The following is a 17,784-nucleotide window of genomic DNA, read 5'->3' on the forward strand; positions in this document are numbered from 1 at the left end:
CGGATGCGTGTTTCTGCCTGCCGCGAAGGGCAGAAAACGGCCAAAAGCAGTCCGTCGTTACAGGCAGAAACCGGCTGGATTCACGTTGCATGATTCGGCGATCAAGGCCTCCCACTACCTCACGCATTCCTCGCTAATACAGCACCGCTTCGCGCAACTGCTATTCGATGCTTCCGTATAACTATTTGGAGTCTACGCTTGGCTGATCATCAGCTGACAGGTGGCCTCATGAGTAACTTTCCTATCGTTGCGACGGTGCTTTCGATGTTATTGGGCCTTTCTGTCACCCGCCTGCTCCTTGGTGCATTAACGGTTTTCCGCATCCGTCGAGCAGCGGCGAGCGATTGGGTTGCTCTTGTCTGGGCTGTAACGCTTTTTACGACACAGCTGGATTTCTGGTGGGCTGTAAACGCACTGCCTAAGGTAAAAGAGTCATACTCATTTCCAGAGTTTTTACTGCTGGTTCTATTAGCTCTCTCACTATTCGTCTCTGCCGCGCTACTGCTGCCGAGCCGCAGTGAGGACGAGCAAAATGGCCTCCGCATTTACTTTGAACAAGATGGCCGGTATGCACTTCTTTCTCTATCGACTTATCTATTTCTCGGCTTTATTGTAAATGTTCTGTTATTCAAAGCATCTCCAATATCGCTTTGGGCTGCATTCGATGTAGTAATGATTGTCCTTCCCGCTTGTGCCTTTTTTGTCAAATCACGCAAGTGGTACTCTTTTATCGCCCTGGTTTATGTGCCAATTAATGCGATAGATCTGGCCATCTCACTAACAAATTAGGTGCGCATATTGATTGTTCGAAATTAACGGTTGCCCCCAGAATTCCGTCGAACTCAGTTGTGGCTACTGGTGACAGTTAGAGGGCCCCCGTCCTGTTGATTCGCCCCCTTACGACTGCACTAAACGTACAACGCGTGGGGCAGGCCAGCATTGTGACTGGTCGACTGCTGCCGTCTGCGTAGGGCAGCAAAGGGTCGGTTCGGCCGGTGACGGTAAGCAGAAATCGGCCAGAAACGTACGCGATACGAGCCGGGTTGCCCCTTAATTTTTTTTGTGAGAAGTTGAGGGACGCTGATTCATCAAGGAATGAAGATCATGGACATTCGATCGACAGAAACAGAGAATTGGATGCTTCTAAAGCAAGTCCGACTCGCCGCGCTTTTAGACACGCCAACGGCATTTGGTGTCAGTTATCAAACTGCTGCCGCATACACTGATGAACAGTGGAAAGCTAGAGCCTCTTCAACCGGAACAGCATTTTGGCTGGCACTCGACAACGGTAGGCCTGTCGGAATGATCGGCGCCGCAGTCAATAGCGCACATCGCTTTAACTTGATAGGAATGTGGGTTGAACCTGCTGCCCGGGGCTCAGGAGTAGCAACTCAGTTGGTAGAAGTAGTGAAAGCTCGCTCTACCTCGGAAGGCTTTGATCGCGTCTTTCTCGACGTATCGCCCGACAATGCGAGAGCCTCGAACTTCTATCTCAAGCAAGGTTTTGTTTTCATGGATGAATGGGAGCCGTTAGAAAGTCATCCGTATATTACGGTTCAGACTATGCTCTGGATCGGAAGTGATTCACGAGTTCTCTCTTAGCCGGATATCTATTAGATGTCGGTTCCTGCCCATCACAACGGACAGAAACCGGCCAATTTCTGCCGACGCAGACCGGCCGCTTTGGGTCGAATAGCGACGGTCTAGCATCGACCGTCGCTAGGGATGGTTAGACCTCTGTCTGGTCCGCCATTTCCAGGGCATCATCGACCTCAATTCCCAGGTATCTGACGGTGCTTTCAAGCTTCGTATGACCAAGCAGGACTTGGACAGCTCTTAGGTTCTTCGTCCTGCGATAGATCAGCGATGCCTTGGTTCGCCTCAGCGTGTGAGTCCCGTACATGCTTGGGTCAAGGCCAATGGCGGTTACCCATGCTTTTACTATTCGAGCATATTGCCTGGTGGAGAGATGATCTGAGCTGTGCAGCCGGTTCGGGAACAAAAAATCCTCGTTGCGGAGGTGGGCCTGTCGCATCCAAGCCTCCAAAACCGTTCGGGTTTGCTCAGTGATTTCAAATTGCACTGGGTGCTGGGTTTTCTGCTGCAACACGATGGCCCGTGACGACACATGTTCTCCATGCGCTATATCCCTAACTCGCAGCTTGGTTAAATCACAGGCACGCAGTTTGCTGTCGATAGCCAAGTTGAAGAGCGCCAGATCCCGTGTCTTCTCCGCGAGCTGGAGTCTGACCTGAATGGCCCAGATGTCTCTGACTCGAAGCGGGGTTTTCTGCCCGACAAGCTTTCCCTTGTTCCAAGGCTGATGTCTGTTTTAGCAATAATGTTCATGACTCGTCCTCCACGTTGAGGGAGGACAAGGGTGGATCAATCACAATGAGTGAAGGTCGCTAACCGACCCAAAGCAGCCGGTCATGGGCCATACGAATAAGCGCAAGTTAGATCTCGTACTCCGGTGTTAAATCGACCGCCTCTTGCGCTTTTGGAAAAGCAGCGTCTCTGCTTCGGGCCCTTGATCGAGTGGAATCAAGGGCCACATATTGAGAAAACCTTCGAAAAATCTGTCTGTACCCATTGATGGGGCCTTTAGGCCGATTACTGCCCTGACGAAAGACTGTAATCGACCTCATGCCCCTCTAATTTGGTTCCCGTCGTGGATCGACGCGTGGTAAGCATCGACGATTGAGGAACTAAACGGTTGTGGCTGCCAAGGCTTTTTGCCGACGGTACAGAATTGTCGTCGCCGTGAACCCACACACCGCCGCGAACATCAGCCAGTATGCCGGTGATGCCTTGTCGCCCGTGGCCTGGACAAGCAGCGTCGAGATTGCCGGGGTAAAACCGCCAAAAACCGCAGTGGCCAAACTGAAGGCCAGTGAAAACCCGACTACCCGCACGTTTTGTGGCATGACTTCGGTCAATGCCGCGACCATGGCGCCGTTGTAGATGCCAAAGAAGAATGAGAAGTACAGGAGAACAGCGAGAAGTCGTTCGAAACTCGCCGCCTCTGCCAGCCAGTGCATGGCAGGATAGGCGGTGAAGATGCACAGCAACGATATCGCCAGCAACAGTGGCCGACGGCCAATGCGGTCGGAGAGGGCGCCGCCGATAGGCAGCCAGATAAAGTTACTGATACCGACCAGTAGTGTGACCACCAGGCTGTCGGTGGTGCTCAGGTTCAGTACTGTCCTGCCAAACGTCGGTGTGTAGACCGTAATCAGGTAGAACGTGGTGGTAGTCATGGACGCCAGCAAGCCGCCCGCCAGGACGGTGCGCCAGTTGTCACGCATCGAGCGAAAAACTTCGCGAGTGGTCGGACGATGGCTGCGAGCAGTGAAGGCGGCGGTTTCTTCCAGTGAGCGGCGAATAATGAAAATGAACGGGATGATCACGCAGCCAATGAAGAACGGAATACGCCAGCCCCAATCGGCGATCTCAGCGGCTTGCATCGTGGCATTGATCGTGTAGCCCAACGCGGCCGCGACGACGATCGCCACCTGTTGGCTGGCCGATTGCCAACTGGTGTAGAAACCGGTGTGACCGGGGGTGGAAATTTCCGCCAAATACACGGAAACACCGCCCATTTCCGCGCCGGCGGAGAAGCCCTGGAGCAGCCTGCCCAACAACACCAGAATCGGTGCCGCCACTCCAATGGCGGCATAGCCCGGCACCAGGGCGATCAATACGGTACCGGCGGCCATGATCGACAGCGTCACGATCAGCCCCTTGCGACGGCCCACCTTGTCGATGTACGCCCCCAGCACAATGGCGCCTAACGGACGCATCAGGAATCCGGAGCCGAACACCGCGAAGGTCATCATCAGCGACGCGAACTCGCTGGTGGCTGGAAAGAAGGTCTGGGAGATGTAGGTCGCGTAGAACCCGAACAGAAAGAAGTCGAACTGCTCGAGAAAGTTACCGCTGGTGACCCGCAAAATGGCGCCCAATTTGGAGCCCTTGGTTCGGGTTGTTGCCGTTGTCGTTTTCATCATGGCTACCGTTATGCTCACTATTGTTTTTGGAATGAGTGCTTTAAACGTCAGTCGCTGCCGGCGTTGATCGGGTTGGGTTGACGCTTCTCAATGGCGTGTTTGAGCAGCGCTGCACTGCGGAATATTCCATGGGCGAATTTGCCGTAGGGCATGGTCAAGAAAAACGCCATGACCAGGCCCAGATGGATAGCCAACATCAAGCCCAAGGCGCTGGTTTCACGCAAAGCCAGTAGCGCCAGGCCGCTTGCGCTGACCAGAAACAGCAGTGCGATGAACCCGCGATCCATGGGTTTTTGGTTCTCATCGCCGTGCGCCGGGTTGCGACGTAGGTTCAGCCAAAGAAGACCCGCCGGACCGATCAGCAGGCCGATGCCCCCGGCAATACCCAACATCACCGGCAAGCTGAAGATCGGATAAGGCGCCGACCACTTCAGCAGATAGTGAAAGAGCGTGGCGACGCCGGTGGCGGCGAAGCACAGCATGAAGCCGTAGAAGGTGAGGTGGTGGAATCGGCGTCGCCACAAGGTGAATTGATCGTCAGCGTTGTTGCAGCCTTCGCCATGGCCGCCGTCCAGGTACTTGAGCTTCGCGACGTTGGCCGTCGCCTCCAGTGCAGCGGACGTTTTCAACGGCAGTGGCGCGGCGACCGGTGAAACGTTGCGCCAGAAGCGCCGTACACCCAGGGTCAGGGCAAGTACCGCAAAGCCGAACACTGAGCCGAACATCAGCGCCAGGGTGTTATGCGGGAAAATCTTGTAGAAGTTGCCCCCGGGAATGGCCGTGAACAGGTTGCCCATGAGCATCAGTGTCAGGCATAAAAACAACGCCAATCCCCCACCGGAAGCCAACGCCAGGGTCAGACCGTTGCGCTGATACAACTTGCCCAGCGCTTGCGGCCAAGCGTATTCGGCGTAAGTATCCAGGCGCACTTTGGCCATGGCTTTGGGTATGTTGACTTCGAATTCGTGTGGGGCGGCGTACTGACAGGCGTGCAGGCACGCGCCGCAGTTATGGCACAAGTTCGCCAGATAATGAATGTCGGCCTGAGTGAATTCCAGGCGCCGGGTCATCGCTGGAAATACCGCGCAAAAGCCTTCGCAATAACGGCAAGCATTGCAGATGGTCATCTGCCGCTGGACTTCACTTTCGTCAAGATTCAGCACCGGGATCAACCCGCCCGATGCTTGGGGATCAAACAGTTGCATGTCGAGACTCCGTGTTTGCAGATGAGACGCCAAAGCCCACTGAAGCGGCCGCCTGCACACCGGCGATGCGGCCAAACGCGGTACCGATGGCCATGCCGATGCCGGCGGTGTAGCCCTTGCCCAGAACATTGCCGGCCATCATTTCACCCGCGACGAACAGGTTGGGGCTCGCTTTGCCGTTGAAATGCACGGCAGCGGTTTCGTCGGTGGCGAGGCCGAGGTAGGTGAACGTGACACCCGGTTTAAGCGGGTAGGCGTAGAAAGGTGGTTTCACCAATGGCCGCGCCCAATGGGTTTTGGCGGGCGTCAGTCCTTGGGTGTGGCAGTCGTCCAACGCCGTGTGATCGAACGTGCCAACGCGGCAGGCGCTGTTGTAGTCCTCGACCGTCTTGACGAATTTTTCTTGAGGCAGCTTCAACTGGCGGGCAAGGTCTTGCAGAGTATTGGCGGTGGTTCCGGGAAAGACCGGCGGCATGAAGCGGCCGATGGCTTGTTGATCGATGATCGAATACGCCTGCTGACCGGGTTGTCCGGCCACCAGACGCCCCCAGATCGCATAACGTTTTGGCCAGAAATCCTCACCTTCGTCGTAAAAGCGTTCGCCCTCACGATTGACCACCACACCCAGCGATACGCAGTCGATTCGGGTGCAGATGCCGCCGTCGTAGAGTGGCGCGCGAGCATCAATCGCGACCATGTGTGCTTGCGTCGGATCGCCGATCACATCGGCGCCAAGGTCGAGCATGCGCCGTAGCAAAATGCCGGTGTTGAATCGGGTGCCCCGGATCAGGAAATTGTCCGATGGCCATTCACCGCGCTCGTTCTGACCCCAGGCTTCGCGCAGCCATTCACGGTTGGATTCGAAGCCGCCGGCCGCCAACACGCAGGCCCGGGCTTCAATGCGTTCGGCGGCGAAACGCTGACCATCGACCTCATGTTCGCCCACATGGGCGGCGACGAATTTCCCCTCATCCAACTCGATGTCGGTCACTTGCGTGTTGTAGCGAACTTTTACACCCAAGCGCTCGGCGCTGCGAAAATACGCATTGACCAGCGCTTTGCCGCCGCCCATGAAAAAAGCGTTGGTCCGCGCCACGTGCAGCGCGCCGGACAGCGGTGGCTGGAAATGCACGCCGTGTGAACGCATCCAGTCGCGGCAAGAAGACGATGCCCGAATGGCAATGCGTGCAAGCTTTTCATCCGTGAGGCCACCGGTAACCTTCAACAGGTCTTGCCAGTATTCTTCTTCCGGATAGGCATCGATCAGCACGTCCTGCGGTTCGTCGTGCATGCACCGCAGGTTACGGGTGTGTTGGGAGTTGCCGCCGCGCCAGATTTTGGGAGAGGCTTCCAGCAGCATCACGCTGGCGCCTGCTTCTCGCGCCATCAGAGCGGCGCACAAGGCAGCGTTGCCACCCCCTATGATTAAGACATCGATCATTATCGCTCCTCGATTGGCAAGGAAGCGGGAACGAAATGCTCCTTGCGAGTGAGAGAACGATAGGGTGAGGAAGGAGTGGCCGAAAGGCTGCGTTTGACGCGGGGTGTTTAGTTTTTCTAAAGGCTTTGTCGCCAGAAGAGACTAGTGTCCGGGGTGTAGGAGGATTACGCGTCTACACCTTCTATCCATGTAGCTCCAGGCCACTGTTTGTCGACGACCAGCTGACGCGCCACATCGACGATGACCAACCGCGTTGCCAGCGCCGCCGGAGAGAGTTCATCGTCAGCCAGCGTCGCCAGAAGATTACGCCGGCCCACATGGGGATCGGCAATCCTGATCAGTGAAAGTCCGGACCCGTCTTTCAATGCAGCGGCCGCCCCCGGTTGTATCGTTGCCGCATGACCTGCCCGAACGGCGTTCATCAACACAGCGAGACCGTCGACTTCCATAATGACATTGGGTGTTAGCCCGACCCGCTCGAACGCGCTGGTCAATGTCGAACGCAATCCATGCTGCACGCTGGGCATCACCAGCGGCAGGCCGCCGAGGTCTGCTAACTGCACGCTGTCACCAGAAGGCGCCTCAGGCAGGCTGGGCGAGGCAATGACAAACAGTTTTTCATCCAGCAGAGGAGTCACGCTCCAGCGTTTACCCCCTTCGAGCTGGAACAGGATGGCCAGATCAATTTGCCGTGCGTTGAGTTGCGCCGCCAAGTGGCCGGAAAGCATTTCCACCAAATGCAGTTGTATGTCCGGATAACGCGCGCGCATTGCGTTGATCAACGGCAACGCGAGCACTGTCGCGGTAGTCGGTGGTAAGCCGACACTGACATAACCGCTCATTCGCCCGCGATGGGCGGCCATGATGGCGTTTTCGGCTTGGCGAAGCGTCAGTTGGGCATGGTGTAAAAACGCAAATCCGGCGCTAGTGGGCGTCACGCCAGTGGAGGTTCGATTCAGGAGGCGGGTGCATAGCTCGCTTTCCAGCTTGGAGATTTGCTGACTGAGGGCTGACACGCCAACGTCCAGTTCAAGTGCCGCACGCCCCAGGCTGCCAAGCTCGATGATTTTTACGAAATAGCGCAGTTGTCTCAATTCCAATGTGGCTGCTCCCCACGAATTTGTTATTCAAATACCTGAACGTTCGCCACGCAAGTTACGAAGCCCGAAGAGGCAGCATTGTCGCAGGTTTGGGCTGACCGTTGAGCGCGTGTGCCTTGTCGAGGGCTGCGACGTGATCTTCTGGGTGTGGGGTTTCGGCACGACAGTTAGACGAGCCTTCGTAGAATGAAGCTACCAATCGCCAAAGATTAGCTTTTGAGGCGCGGGCTACTTTTCTTTATGCACCAAAAATTGCCCCGATGCTTATTCTGGACGGGCGAGTTGCAGGTATTTACGGACCACCAGTAGATTGAAGTTTTCGACAAGGCAAGGATATTCAGGTGACCAATTCAAGCTGCCTCTTTTCATCCATAAATGACCGTCCATTCCTGCTGAAAACCCTTGGATACACGCAACCAAAATCCGAACGAAAAGGCAATCAACGCCTCGGTAGCATCCGGGTTAAGGTGTTGTCGCCCACGTAGTAATGATGGAATAACCCCGCCGCCGCGTGCAGGCCAATCAGCCAGTAGCCGGCGCTCCCGAGAAACTCGTGCCAGTGTTTGAACTGTCTGACTAGGTCAGGATCGACCGCCACCAGTGCCGGCAGAGCAAAACCGAAATAGGGAATCGGTTTATCCCCGGCAGACAGCATCAGCCAGGCCAGTAACGGCGTGGCAATCATCAGCACATACAACGCCAGATGCATCAGGTGCGAAACTCCGGTCTGCCAGGCGGGTAGCGCCGGAGTGATCGGCGGGCGCGGTGTCAGCCGTCCTAACAGGCGGACCCAGACCAGGACAAAGATGCTGATGCCGAACAGGGCATGCAACCCTAGAAACAAGCTCCTCAAGTGACCGCCACGCGGCAACAATCCTTTGATTTCGATGCAACTGTATACGCCGACAAACAGCGCCAGCATCAGCCAGTGCAAGGTGATCGACAGTTTGCCATAACGCGGTGTTGTTTTATCGCGGGTCATTCTGGGCCTCATGTCATAGCTGGCTGCCGACTCATTCGAGCAGCCTGGGTCCGGGTGTCACCGAACCGACGGAGGCCACCCTGCCGGCCAAGCCTTAAGGCAATCTGAAGACCGCTTCTTCCGAACCTTTGTCACCTTCAGACTTCGTTAAGAAATGCATTTGATACTTCTCCCCAATTGAGCCGGGGGAGGTGTTTTCCAATGTCCGATTTCAACTGGAACATTCAGTTGCCGCTGCACTTCGGCCAAGCCGAAACACCGCAAATGAATCTCGCCAGAGCATTGCCCGGCGACCCTCAACGGTCCGTCTTCGAAACCTTCATCCAACAACGTTTCCGCAAGGCTCACGGTGCCGACATCCGCCATTTCATGCCGGAACTGTTTGGCATGAGCGATGCGTCCGGGGCGCTGTGTGCGGTGGCCGGCGTACGCCTGGCAAACGGCGAACCGCTGTTTCTGGAGGGTTACCTGGACGAGGCGATTGACCCGCTGATCAGTGCCGCCGCGGATCAGACCGTAGACCGCGCAGCCATCGTCGAGGTAGGCAATCTGGCGGCCAGCGACACCGGCAGTGCGCGGTTGAGCATCATTACCATCACCTACCTGCTGGCCATGGGTGGACTGGAATGGGTGGCCTTTACCGGGAACCTGGGGCTGGTGAACAGCTTTCAACGCCTGGGTTTGAAGCCTGTGACGCTTTGCGCTGCCGACCCAGCGCGTCTGGGTGAGGACCGCCACGCCTGGGGTAGCTACTACGAAAGCAAGCCCTGGGTTCATGTTGGCAACATCCGCGCCGGATTCATTCATTTACGCAACATCGGGCTATTTGGTCGCCTGGGTTTGGCAACGTCCATCGAGGGGACCTGCCATGTCGCCTGAAATGGAACGGTTCAAACAGACCCTGCGCAACCATGCCGAACGTAAAACCAATGTCACCGCGTTATGGGACGATCAGCAGAAACTGGACTACGCCACGCTGTATGCCGAAGTTGTTTATCGCCAGCAGCGCTTGCGCGATGAGCGCGTCAAAGTGGTCGCACTGGCGTTGGATAATGGCATTGATGCGATGCTCTGGGACCTGGCCGCGCTGTTTGAAGGCCTGACCTGCGTAGCGCTGCCACCGTTCTTCAGCCCCGCGCAGCGCAACCATTGCCTGGAGCAAAGCCAGGCCGAACGGGTGATCGCCGCGCCAGAACTGGAAGAAGAATTGCAGGCGGCCGGGTATGAGAAAACCGGTGAATTCTGGTGCCGACATTTCGGCGATTCGATCCGAATGCCCAAAGGCACGGCCAAGTTGACCTTCACGTCCGGCACCACGGGTACGCCAAAAGGCGTATGCCTGAGTGCCGAAAGTATTCTGCGAGTGGCCCGGGAACTGGATCAGGCCAGTAAACCCACCGATCCGCGGCATCACCTGGCGCTGCTGCCGCTGGCGATTCTGCTGGAGAACATCGGTTGCTATGCCGCGTTGTACGCCAGCGCGACCTTGAGTCTGCCCAGCCAGAAAGCCCTCGGTATGCAAGGCACCAGTGGAGCAGATGTGCAGCGATTGTTGGGATGCCTGGCCACCCGTGCCCCCGAGAGCCTGATCCTGGTGCCACAGTTGCTGCTGATGCTGGTCAGTGCTGCCGAGCAGAAGGGCTTCGATCCACAGCATTTGCGTTTTGCCGCTGTGGGTGGTGCCCGGGTTGCCGAGGAATTGTTACAGCGCGCTGAAAGCGTGGGCATACCGGTCTTCGAAGGTTACGGACTCTCGGAATGTGCATCGGTGGTATGCCTCAATCGTCCGCACGTGCACCGCCCCGGCAGTGTCGGCCAGCCTCTGCCGCATGTGGATATTCGCCTGGCTGACGACGGCGAAGTGCTCATCAAGGGGGCGACGCTGTTGGGCTATCTGGGGGACGCGCCTCACACCGATGAGTGGTGGCCCAGTGGTGATCTCGGCGAGTTCGACCCGCAGGGGTTTCTCTACCTGAAGGGACGCAAGAAGCATCAGTTTGTCACCAGCTTCGGGCGCAATGTGAATCCCGAGTGGGTTGAGGCGGAGCTTACTCAGCGCAGTCACATCGCCCAGGCCTTCGTCTACGGCGAAGCCATGCCTCACAACCATGCGCTGCTCTGGCCGCACCGTCCGGACTGCCCGGACGAGCAACTAGCCGCCGCCGTGGCCCAGGCCAACGAGAGCCTTCCCGATTACGCCCAAGTCCATCACTGGACCCGCCTTGATCAGCCCTTCACGCACGCCAATGGCTTGCTGACTGCCAACGGCCGCCCTCGCCGCGACACCATCGTCGAGCGCTACCGGGCACAACTGACCGAATCCGCATTTTCCTAGGAATCGCGCACCATGAGCTTTTTCGACACGCTTCAAGAAGCCACTCAACAAGAACGCATTGAGTTGTTCAACCTGCCGATCATCCGTGAGGCGCTGGAAGGCAACGTCAGTCTGGAAAGCTACCGGGCGTTTCTGACACAGGCCTACTACCACGTGCGCCATACCGTGCCGTTGATGATGGCCTGCGGTGCGCGCCTGCCATTGCGCCTGGAATGGCTGCGTGAAGCGGTATGCGAATACATCGAAGACGAATACGGCCACGAAAAGTGGGTACTCAATGACATCGAGGCCTGCGGCGGTGACAAAGACGCTGTGCGCGATGGACGCCCGTCCTTGCCGATCGAATTGATGGTCAGCTTCCTCTACGACCTGATCGCTCGGCACAACCCGGTGGGGCTGTTCGGCATGGTCAACGTGCTCGAAGGCACCAGCATCGCCTTGGCCACCCACGCCGCCAGCAGTATTCGCGAACGCCTTGACCTGCCGGAAAGCGCCTTCAGCTACCTGAGTTCCCACGGTTCACTGGATATCGAGCACATGCAAACCTACCGTCGACTGATGAACCAACTGGAAGACCCGGACGATCAAGCCGCCGTTATTCACGCGTCCAAAGTGGTGTACCGGCTCTACGCCGATATGTTCCGCGGCCTGCCGCGTGACGGGGAGAACCTGCATGCTCCTGTCTGAAGCTCGTGTTGTATTGACCGGTGCCAGCGGTGGCATCGGCCTGGCCATCGCCACGGCCCTGTGTGCCAGTGGTGCGCAAGTGTTGGCAGTGGCTCGGCATCGGGAACCGTTGGCGCCGTTGCTCAAACGCTACCCGAAAAACCTGTGCTGGGTGGACGCCGACCTGACCGTCCTCGCCGAGCGCCGCGAGGTGCTGGCAGAGGCCGAAAACATGGGAGGCATTAACCTGCTGATCAATGCCGCCGGGGTGAACCATTTCGCCATGCTTGAACAACTGGATGACAGCGAGATCAACGCGATGCTGGCAGTGAACATCAGCGCACCGATCTGCCTGACCAAAATCCTGTTGCCCCTGCTCAAGCAGGCCGACAGCGCCATGGTAGTCAACGTCGGTTCCACCTACGGCTCCATCGGCTACCCCGGTTATGCCAGTTATTGCGCAACCAAGTTTGCCTTGCGCGGGTTTTCCGAAGCCCTGCGTCGGGAGCTGGCAGACACACGAGTCAGCGTGCTCTACGTCGCCCCGCGAGCCACCCGCACCAGCATGAACAGCGCGGCGGCCCAGGCGTTGAACGATGCGCTCAAAACCAGCGTCGACGATCCGCAAACCGTGGCATCTGCGGTGATGCACGCCATTGCCGGTGATCGTCGTGATTTGTACCTGGGTTGGCCGGAACGCTTTTTCGTACGCCTCAACAGCCTGTTGCCGCATTTGGTGGATCGAGGCTTGCGCAAGCAATTGCCGTTAATCCGCCACCTGAGTCAAAAACCCGACAAGGAGAATCTCGAACCATGAAAAAGATCTTCGCTTACCTGCTACTTGGAACATTGAGCCATAGCGTTTGGGCACTGGATGCTGCCGATCAGCAACGCCTGAGCGGTATCCAGCAAAGTTGGGCACACATTCAGTACGAGTTGCCGGAGGGGCAACGAACCGCCGCGTTTGAAAAGCTGGCTGCACAAGCTTCAAGCTTCACCCAAGAGCGCCAAACGTTGGCTGAAGCATGGATTTGGTCCGGCATCGTCACCAGCAGTTGGGCCGGTGCGCAGGGTGGACTGGGCGCGCTGAGCAAGGTCAAGGAGGCCAAGGCCGATCTGGAAAAAGCTCTGGCCATTGACCCCAAGGCACTGCAAGGTTCTGCCTACACGAGCCTCGGAGCGCTGTATGACCGTGTGCCGGGTTGGCCCATCGGTTTCGGCGACTCAGACAAGGCCGAACAGTTGCTCGAACTTGCCCTGCGTATGAACCCCAATGGCATCGATAGCCTGTACTTCTGGGGCGATCACCTCTACCGTCAAAAGCGTTACGTTGAAGCCAGGGCTGCGCTGCAAAAAGCACTGCTGGCGGCGCCTAGACCCGGACGCGAAACCGCCGATGCCGGGCGACGCAAAGAGATCGAAGCGCTATTGGTGGACGTGAACAAGAAACTCGGCTGACAGGAGTCCGTGTGCGCTTATTACTGGTAGAGGATGACGTGGCTCTGGGCGAAGGCATACATCAGGCCCTGAGTCGCGAAGGTTACACCGTCGACTGGTTGCGGGACGGCAGCAGCGCTTTGCATTCACTGCTCAGTGAAACCTTTGATTTGGCGGTGCTCGACCTTGGCTTGCCTCGGATGGATGGTCTCGAAGTGCTGCGGCGTTTGCGTGACAGTGGCTCCAATCTGCCGGTATTGATCCTTACCGCACGGGATGCCACCGAAGACCGCATTGCCGGATTGGATGCAGGGGCCGACGATTACCTGATCAAGCCTTTCGATCTGGCGGAGCTGAAGGCTCGCTTGCGTGCGCTTCTGCGGCGCAGTGCCGGGCGTGCACAATCGCTGATCGAGCACGCGGGTATCAGCTTGAATCCAGGCACTCAGCAAGTCAGCTATAACGGTAAGTCGGTGGCCCTGACGCCCAAGGAATACCAACTGCTCCACGAACTGCTTTCACCACCCGGGCGGGTGATGACCCGCGATCACCTGATGCAATTGCTGTACGGCTGGAGCGAGGAGGCCGAAAGCAACACCCTGGAAGTTCACATCCATCATCTGCGCAAGAAGTTTTCCACCGACCTGATCCGTACTATCCGCGGTATAGGTTACCTGGTGGAGAAGCGTCCATGACCTCCATCAGGCGTCGTACCCTGACATTGATCATCAGCCTGATGCTCGCCGGTATTACCGTGATCAGCCTGTTCAACCTGCACGACAGCAACCATGAAATCGCCGAAGTCTATGACGCCCAACTGGCCCAGAACGCTCGCCTGCTACAAGGCGTCATGCGCATGCCTTTGGCCAGCAAAGAACATGCTGATCTGTATAAGGCCTTTAATCAGGCACTGAGCGAGGCGGAACCCAGGGTTGACGGCCATCCCTATGAAACGAAGATTGCCTTCCAGGTCTGGAGCCCTGACAACGAGGTGCTGGTACACACCACTAGCGCGCCGTCTTTCAGGACGCCGCCGAGAACGCCAGGTTTCAGTGATGTTATAGATCTGAGCAACCGGCACTGGCGCGCCTTTCTGCTCGAAGACAAGCAAAATGGTTTGCGCATCTGGGTGGGTGAACGAGACGATGTTCGTTCGGATTTGGTCGACCGAATCGTGCGTCATACCGTGTGGCCCAATATTCTGGGCAGTTTGATACTGGCCGCAATGATCTGGCTGGCCATCGGCTGGGGATTGAAACCTTTGGTCAATATGGCTGCAACATTGCGAGCGAGGCATCCAGGGTCACTTGAGCCCCTGCAATTGATGCCGCTACCCACTGAGCTTGAGCCCATGCAGGCAGCTCTCAATCGAATGCTCGCGCAGATTCAGGAGGTCATGGGGCGTGAGCGCCGCTTTATCGCGGACGCCGCCCACGAAATGCGTACGCCACTCGCTGTGCTCAGGGTGCATGCCCAAAACCTGATGGAGGTGGGAAGTGAGGAGGATCGCCGTGCCTCGCTTGAATATCTGATTGCCGGAGTGGACCGTACCAGTCGACTGGTTAACCAGTTGCTCACGATGGCGCGCATGGAACCAAAAGCAGGAACCCAACCGCCTGTACCAATTGATCTGGCAGCCACCGTTCGCGACAGCCTGATTCAGTTGGCTCCCTGGTTATTGAGCAAGGATCTCGAATTGGTTTTCGATGTCAGCGATGACATTAAATGGGTGAAAGCCGACCCGGCCGTCATCGATATTGCCTTGAATAACCTGGTAACCAATGCAGCAAACTTCTCCCCACTGCATGGACTGATCACTGTCCGGCTGACCGTCAAAGAAAATTACTATGAGTTGTCTGTTGAGGACGATGGACCGGGAATCAACGAGGAGGAACGCGAGCGGCTTTTCGAGCGTTTCTACAGCCGCGGAAATGACCAGGGCGCAGGATTGGGGCTGACCATCGTTCAGGCCATTGCTGATCGTTTGGGTGGTCAAATCAGGTTGGAGAATCGGAGCCCCGCAGGGTTGTGTGCAACGTTAGTGATTTGTCGTCAATAACGCTGCCATTCTTATTTTGATCGACTGTTTTTGGCCGATTTCTGCCCCTCGCGGCAGGCAGAAATTGGCCGTTTCCTGCCTGTGGTGACCGGCTGAAAACGACCGATAGATGCCTGTCGCGAAGAGCCGTGACTACACCGTTTTAACTGAAGCGAATGTCCAGAGAACGAAGATGCGTCTGCAAGCCCGCATCCTGAATCGGGATAAGGAATGCTTCCTGGTCCGACTCGTTGAAATGAGCGTGCCAGTAACCGGGTGGGGTTACAAAGGCTAAACCAGGCGCCCAATCCACTCGAACCGGGTTGAGTATCTGGCCATCGGCATCCAGTTCGGTGCCGACCAATGAGTAGCAACCTTGCGGGCAATCAATAATGAAATCCAGCGCGATAGACTGATGCCGGTGAGGCTTCTGGGTCGAGCCGGCAGGCAGAATTCCATACATGGCCCAAAGCACATGCGTCACGGTTCGGGTTTGCGGAAAATTGCGATTACCCAACAAGATGCTGATACGGCTGCGGTCTTGCGCGCGCGGATCATCGGCGGCTTCGCGCAGTTTCGCATTGGCCGTTTGCGCGGGATACAGCGTTGGAGCGAAGCGATCGGTGCTGCGGGTCACACCGAGATAGCGCAGCAGTGGTTCGTCATGAACGTAGTAGAGCAGGGCATCCCCGGTTGCACTGAAACGGGCATCCAGAAGACCAGGCAGCGCAATGAAGCAACCCTTGGACCATCCAATGTTGTGCTCGCCCTGGATGACTTCGCCCGCGCCAGCAATCACATAAAAGACCTGCGAGGTGGCGTTGGGCCGCAGCGTAAGGCTGTCACCGGCATTGAGGCGAATGAAGTTTGCGCACAGCCCCGGCCCGGTGGCGGGCCCTTCGCAGCCGAGTGCTTCGCTCAAATCCAGCGGTACGATCCGGGAAGGGCCCGTGTCATAGAGTGATGCCGGAAAGCTGTGGTAGGGAACGCGCGTAATGAGCTGGGCGCTGATCGGGTTTGCCGCTTTGCTGTACTCGAAGTATTCGGCCTGCAGCTCGTTTGTCGGTACTGCGTCCACGGCATCGATCTTGAATTTACTGTTCACGGTGGTTACCTCAACTCTCTGATCCTTTGACGCAGCTTCTGTGCAATTGCCTGCAGAAGCTGCGACGGGCTTTACAACGGGCAGGGTGACTATCGGTTGACCATTTTGGCGGGCACGAACACCAGGATGATCATTGCGGACAGGAACACGCAGCCACCGACAATGACCAATCCGGTGGTCATTGATTGAGTCAGGTCCTTCAGGAATCCGAGCAAGGCAGGGCCGGCGAAGCTGGCCAGATTACCCGTGGAGTTGATCAGCGCAATTCCGGCCGCCGCCCCTGCGCCCCCGAGAAACGAGGTCGGTAGCGCCCAGAACATGGGCAATGAGGTGATGATGCCGGCGGTCGCGATGATCAGGCCTGTAATCGCCAACCAGGGCGTCAGCGGGAAAAACGCACAAATCAGAAACCCCGGCACTGCCACCAACAGTGGGATGACTGCATGCCAACGGCGTTCGCGATGACGGTCAGAGCTTTTGCCGGCCAGGTACATGCCCAACAGCGCCGCCAGATAGGGGACCGCCGAAATGACCCCGATCGTTCTTGGATCTGTAATGCCGGAATTGCTGATGATGCTTGGCTGCCAGAAACCGATGGTGCTGGTGCCCATGACCAGCAGGAACAGAATGGCGCACATCAACCACACCCGACCGCCGAGCAGTCCTTGACGCACCGAACTGTGGGTTTTAGCACCGTTGTCCTGGCTGATTTCTTCGGCAACCAGGGCTCGCTGTTCCTCGCTCAGCCAATGCGCATCCTTCACTTTGTCCGTGAGAAAGAACATCACGACAACACCCAGTATCAGTGCCGGAGCGGCTTCGATAATGAACAACCATTGCCAGCCCGCCAGCCCATGCACCGCGTTCATGCTGTGCAGGATATAGCCTGACACCAGACCGCTGAGGATACCGGACACTGGATTGCCCGCCATCAGTAGCGCGACCATCTTGCCCCGGCGATGGGCCGGAAACCAAAGGGTGAGATAAAGCACGATGCCGGGGAAAAAACCGGCTTCGGCAATGCCCAGGAAAAACCGGGCGATGTAGAACTGCATCGGCGTCTGCACGAGTGCAGTCGCTGCCGAGATGAGCGACCAGGTGATCATGATCCGGGCAATCCAGCGCCGCGCACCGACGCGGTGCAGGATCATATTGCTGGGTACTTCGGCGAAGAAGTAGCCAATGAAAAATACACCGGCGCCAAGGCCGTAGACCGCATTGCTGAAGGACAAATCGTTGAGCATGGTCAGCTTGGCGAAGCCGACGTTGATCCGGTCGAGGTAACTCACGACATAGCACAGGAACAACAGCGGCATGAATCGCCACATGACTTTCTTGAAGGTCGATTCGGCGAGGGCAGGGTCCTGCACGCCGACGTGCTGTTCTGCGGTATTGAGGATAGTCATCGCTGACTCCTTGTTATTGTTATGGAGTACTGGTGATATCAATGCCCTGTGATCGCCAG

Annotated in this window: 17 protein-coding genes; 9 read left to right on the plus strand and 8 right to left on the minus strand. The window is 57.1% G+C overall.

Annotated elements, in window-relative coordinates; genetic code table 11:
- Positions 1 to 228: 228 nt before the first annotated feature.
- Positions 229 to 789 (plus strand): hypothetical protein, encoded by a 561-nt coding sequence (locus tag KUF73_RS09535; RefSeq protein ID WP_218437786.1) that lies wholly within the window; start codon positions 229 to 231, stop codon positions 787 to 789.
- A gap of 315 nt (positions 790 to 1,104) precedes the next feature.
- Complete coding sequence (locus tag KUF73_RS09540; RefSeq protein WP_218437787.1) at positions 1,105 to 1,602, plus strand: GNAT family N-acetyltransferase; 498 nt, start codon at positions 1,105 to 1,107, stop codon at positions 1,600 to 1,602.
- A 127-nt stretch (positions 1,603 to 1,729) separates the two neighbouring features.
- Here the strand turns inward: KUF73_RS09540 and KUF73_RS09545 are convergent, their stop codons facing one another.
- From KUF73_RS09545 to KUF73_RS09570, 6 genes are all read right to left on the minus strand, one after another.
- Entirely contained in the window at positions 1,730 to 2,266 is a 537-nt protein-coding gene (locus tag KUF73_RS09545; protein WP_218437909.1) for a tyrosine-type recombinase/integrase, read from the minus strand.
- 442 nt (positions 2,267 to 2,708) lie between these two features.
- The gene (locus tag KUF73_RS09550) at positions 2,709 to 4,010 is read right to left on the minus strand and encodes an MFS transporter (protein ID WP_218437788.1); all 1,302 of its coding nucleotides are present in this window, start codon (positions 4,008 to 4,010) and stop codon (positions 2,709 to 2,711) included.
- 47 nt (positions 4,011 to 4,057) lie between these two features.
- A complete protein-coding gene (tcuB, locus tag KUF73_RS09555) occupies positions 4,058 to 5,215 on the minus strand; it encodes a tricarballylate utilization 4Fe-4S protein TcuB (RefSeq protein ID WP_218437789.1) in 1,158 nt (385 codons plus the stop codon).
- On the minus strand, positions 5,202 to 6,656 hold the full coding sequence (tcuA, locus tag KUF73_RS09560; RefSeq protein WP_218437790.1) for an FAD-dependent tricarballylate dehydrogenase TcuA: 1,455 nt from the start codon (positions 6,654 to 6,656) through the stop codon (positions 5,202 to 5,204). The genes tcuB and tcuA overlap by 14 nt, the downstream gene beginning before the upstream one ends.
- A 164-nt stretch (positions 6,657 to 6,820) precedes the next feature.
- Positions 6,821 to 7,756 carry a LysR substrate-binding domain-containing protein gene (locus KUF73_RS09565; RefSeq protein WP_218437791.1) on the minus strand — a complete coding sequence of 312 codons (936 nt, stop codon included), beginning with the start codon at positions 7,754 to 7,756 and terminating at the stop codon, positions 6,821 to 6,823.
- Between the two features lie 439 nt (positions 7,757 to 8,195).
- A complete protein-coding gene (locus KUF73_RS09570) occupies positions 8,196 to 8,738 on the minus strand; it encodes a cytochrome b (RefSeq protein ID WP_218437792.1) in 543 nt (180 codons plus the stop codon).
- 201 nt (positions 8,739 to 8,939) lie between these two features.
- Here KUF73_RS09570 and KUF73_RS09575 point away from each other — a divergent pair, with 201 nt between their 5' ends.
- Genes KUF73_RS09575 through KUF73_RS09605 form a run of 7 tightly spaced genes read left to right on the plus strand, consistent with a single transcriptional unit; the run spans position 8,940 to position 15,235 of the window.
- Complete coding sequence (locus KUF73_RS09575) at positions 8,940 to 9,617, plus strand: thermostable hemolysin (protein ID WP_218437793.1); 678 nt, start codon at positions 8,940 to 8,942, stop codon at positions 9,615 to 9,617.
- Positions 9,607 to 11,073 (plus strand): AMP-binding protein, encoded by a 1,467-nt coding sequence (locus tag KUF73_RS09580; RefSeq protein WP_218437794.1) that lies wholly within the window; start codon positions 9,607 to 9,609, stop codon positions 11,071 to 11,073. The genes KUF73_RS09575 and KUF73_RS09580 overlap by 11 nt, the downstream gene beginning before the upstream one ends.
- 12 nt (positions 11,074 to 11,085) lie before the next feature.
- On the plus strand, positions 11,086 to 11,760 hold the full coding sequence (locus KUF73_RS09585) for a TenA family transcriptional regulator (RefSeq protein WP_218437795.1): 675 nt from the start codon (positions 11,086 to 11,088) through the stop codon (positions 11,758 to 11,760).
- Complete coding sequence (locus KUF73_RS09590; protein WP_218437796.1) at positions 11,747 to 12,556, plus strand: SDR family oxidoreductase; 810 nt, start codon at positions 11,747 to 11,749, stop codon at positions 12,554 to 12,556. The genes KUF73_RS09585 and KUF73_RS09590 overlap by 14 nt, the downstream gene beginning before the upstream one ends.
- Entirely contained in the window at positions 12,553 to 13,197 is a 645-nt protein-coding gene (locus KUF73_RS09595) for a tetratricopeptide repeat protein (RefSeq protein WP_218437797.1), read from the plus strand. Before KUF73_RS09590 ends, KUF73_RS09595 begins: the two co-directional genes overlap by 4 nt.
- An 11-nt stretch (positions 13,198 to 13,208) precedes the next feature.
- Positions 13,209 to 13,871, plus strand: coding sequence for a response regulator (locus KUF73_RS09600; protein ID WP_218437798.1), 663 nt, complete (start codon positions 13,209 to 13,211; stop codon positions 13,869 to 13,871).
- The gene (locus tag KUF73_RS09605; RefSeq protein WP_218437799.1) at positions 13,868 to 15,235 is read left to right on the plus strand and encodes an ATP-binding protein; all 1,368 of its coding nucleotides are present in this window, start codon (positions 13,868 to 13,870) and stop codon (positions 15,233 to 15,235) included. Before KUF73_RS09600 ends, KUF73_RS09605 begins: the two co-directional genes overlap by 4 nt.
- 142 nt (positions 15,236 to 15,377) lie before the next feature.
- Here the strand turns inward: KUF73_RS09605 and KUF73_RS09610 are convergent, their stop codons facing one another.
- The gene (locus KUF73_RS09610; protein ID WP_218437800.1) at positions 15,378 to 16,319 is read right to left on the minus strand and encodes a cupin; all 942 of its coding nucleotides are present in this window, start codon (positions 16,317 to 16,319) and stop codon (positions 15,378 to 15,380) included.
- Positions 16,320 to 16,408: 89 nt separating this feature from the next.
- Entirely contained in the window at positions 16,409 to 17,725 is a 1,317-nt protein-coding gene (locus KUF73_RS09615) for an MFS transporter (RefSeq protein ID WP_218437801.1), read from the minus strand.
- Between the last annotated feature and the right edge of the window lie 59 nt (positions 17,726 to 17,784).

It is taken from the genome of Pseudomonas sp. PD9R, from assembly GCF_019200975.1.
Taxonomy (GTDB): Bacteria; Pseudomonadota; Gammaproteobacteria; order Pseudomonadales; family Pseudomonadaceae; genus Aquipseudomonas.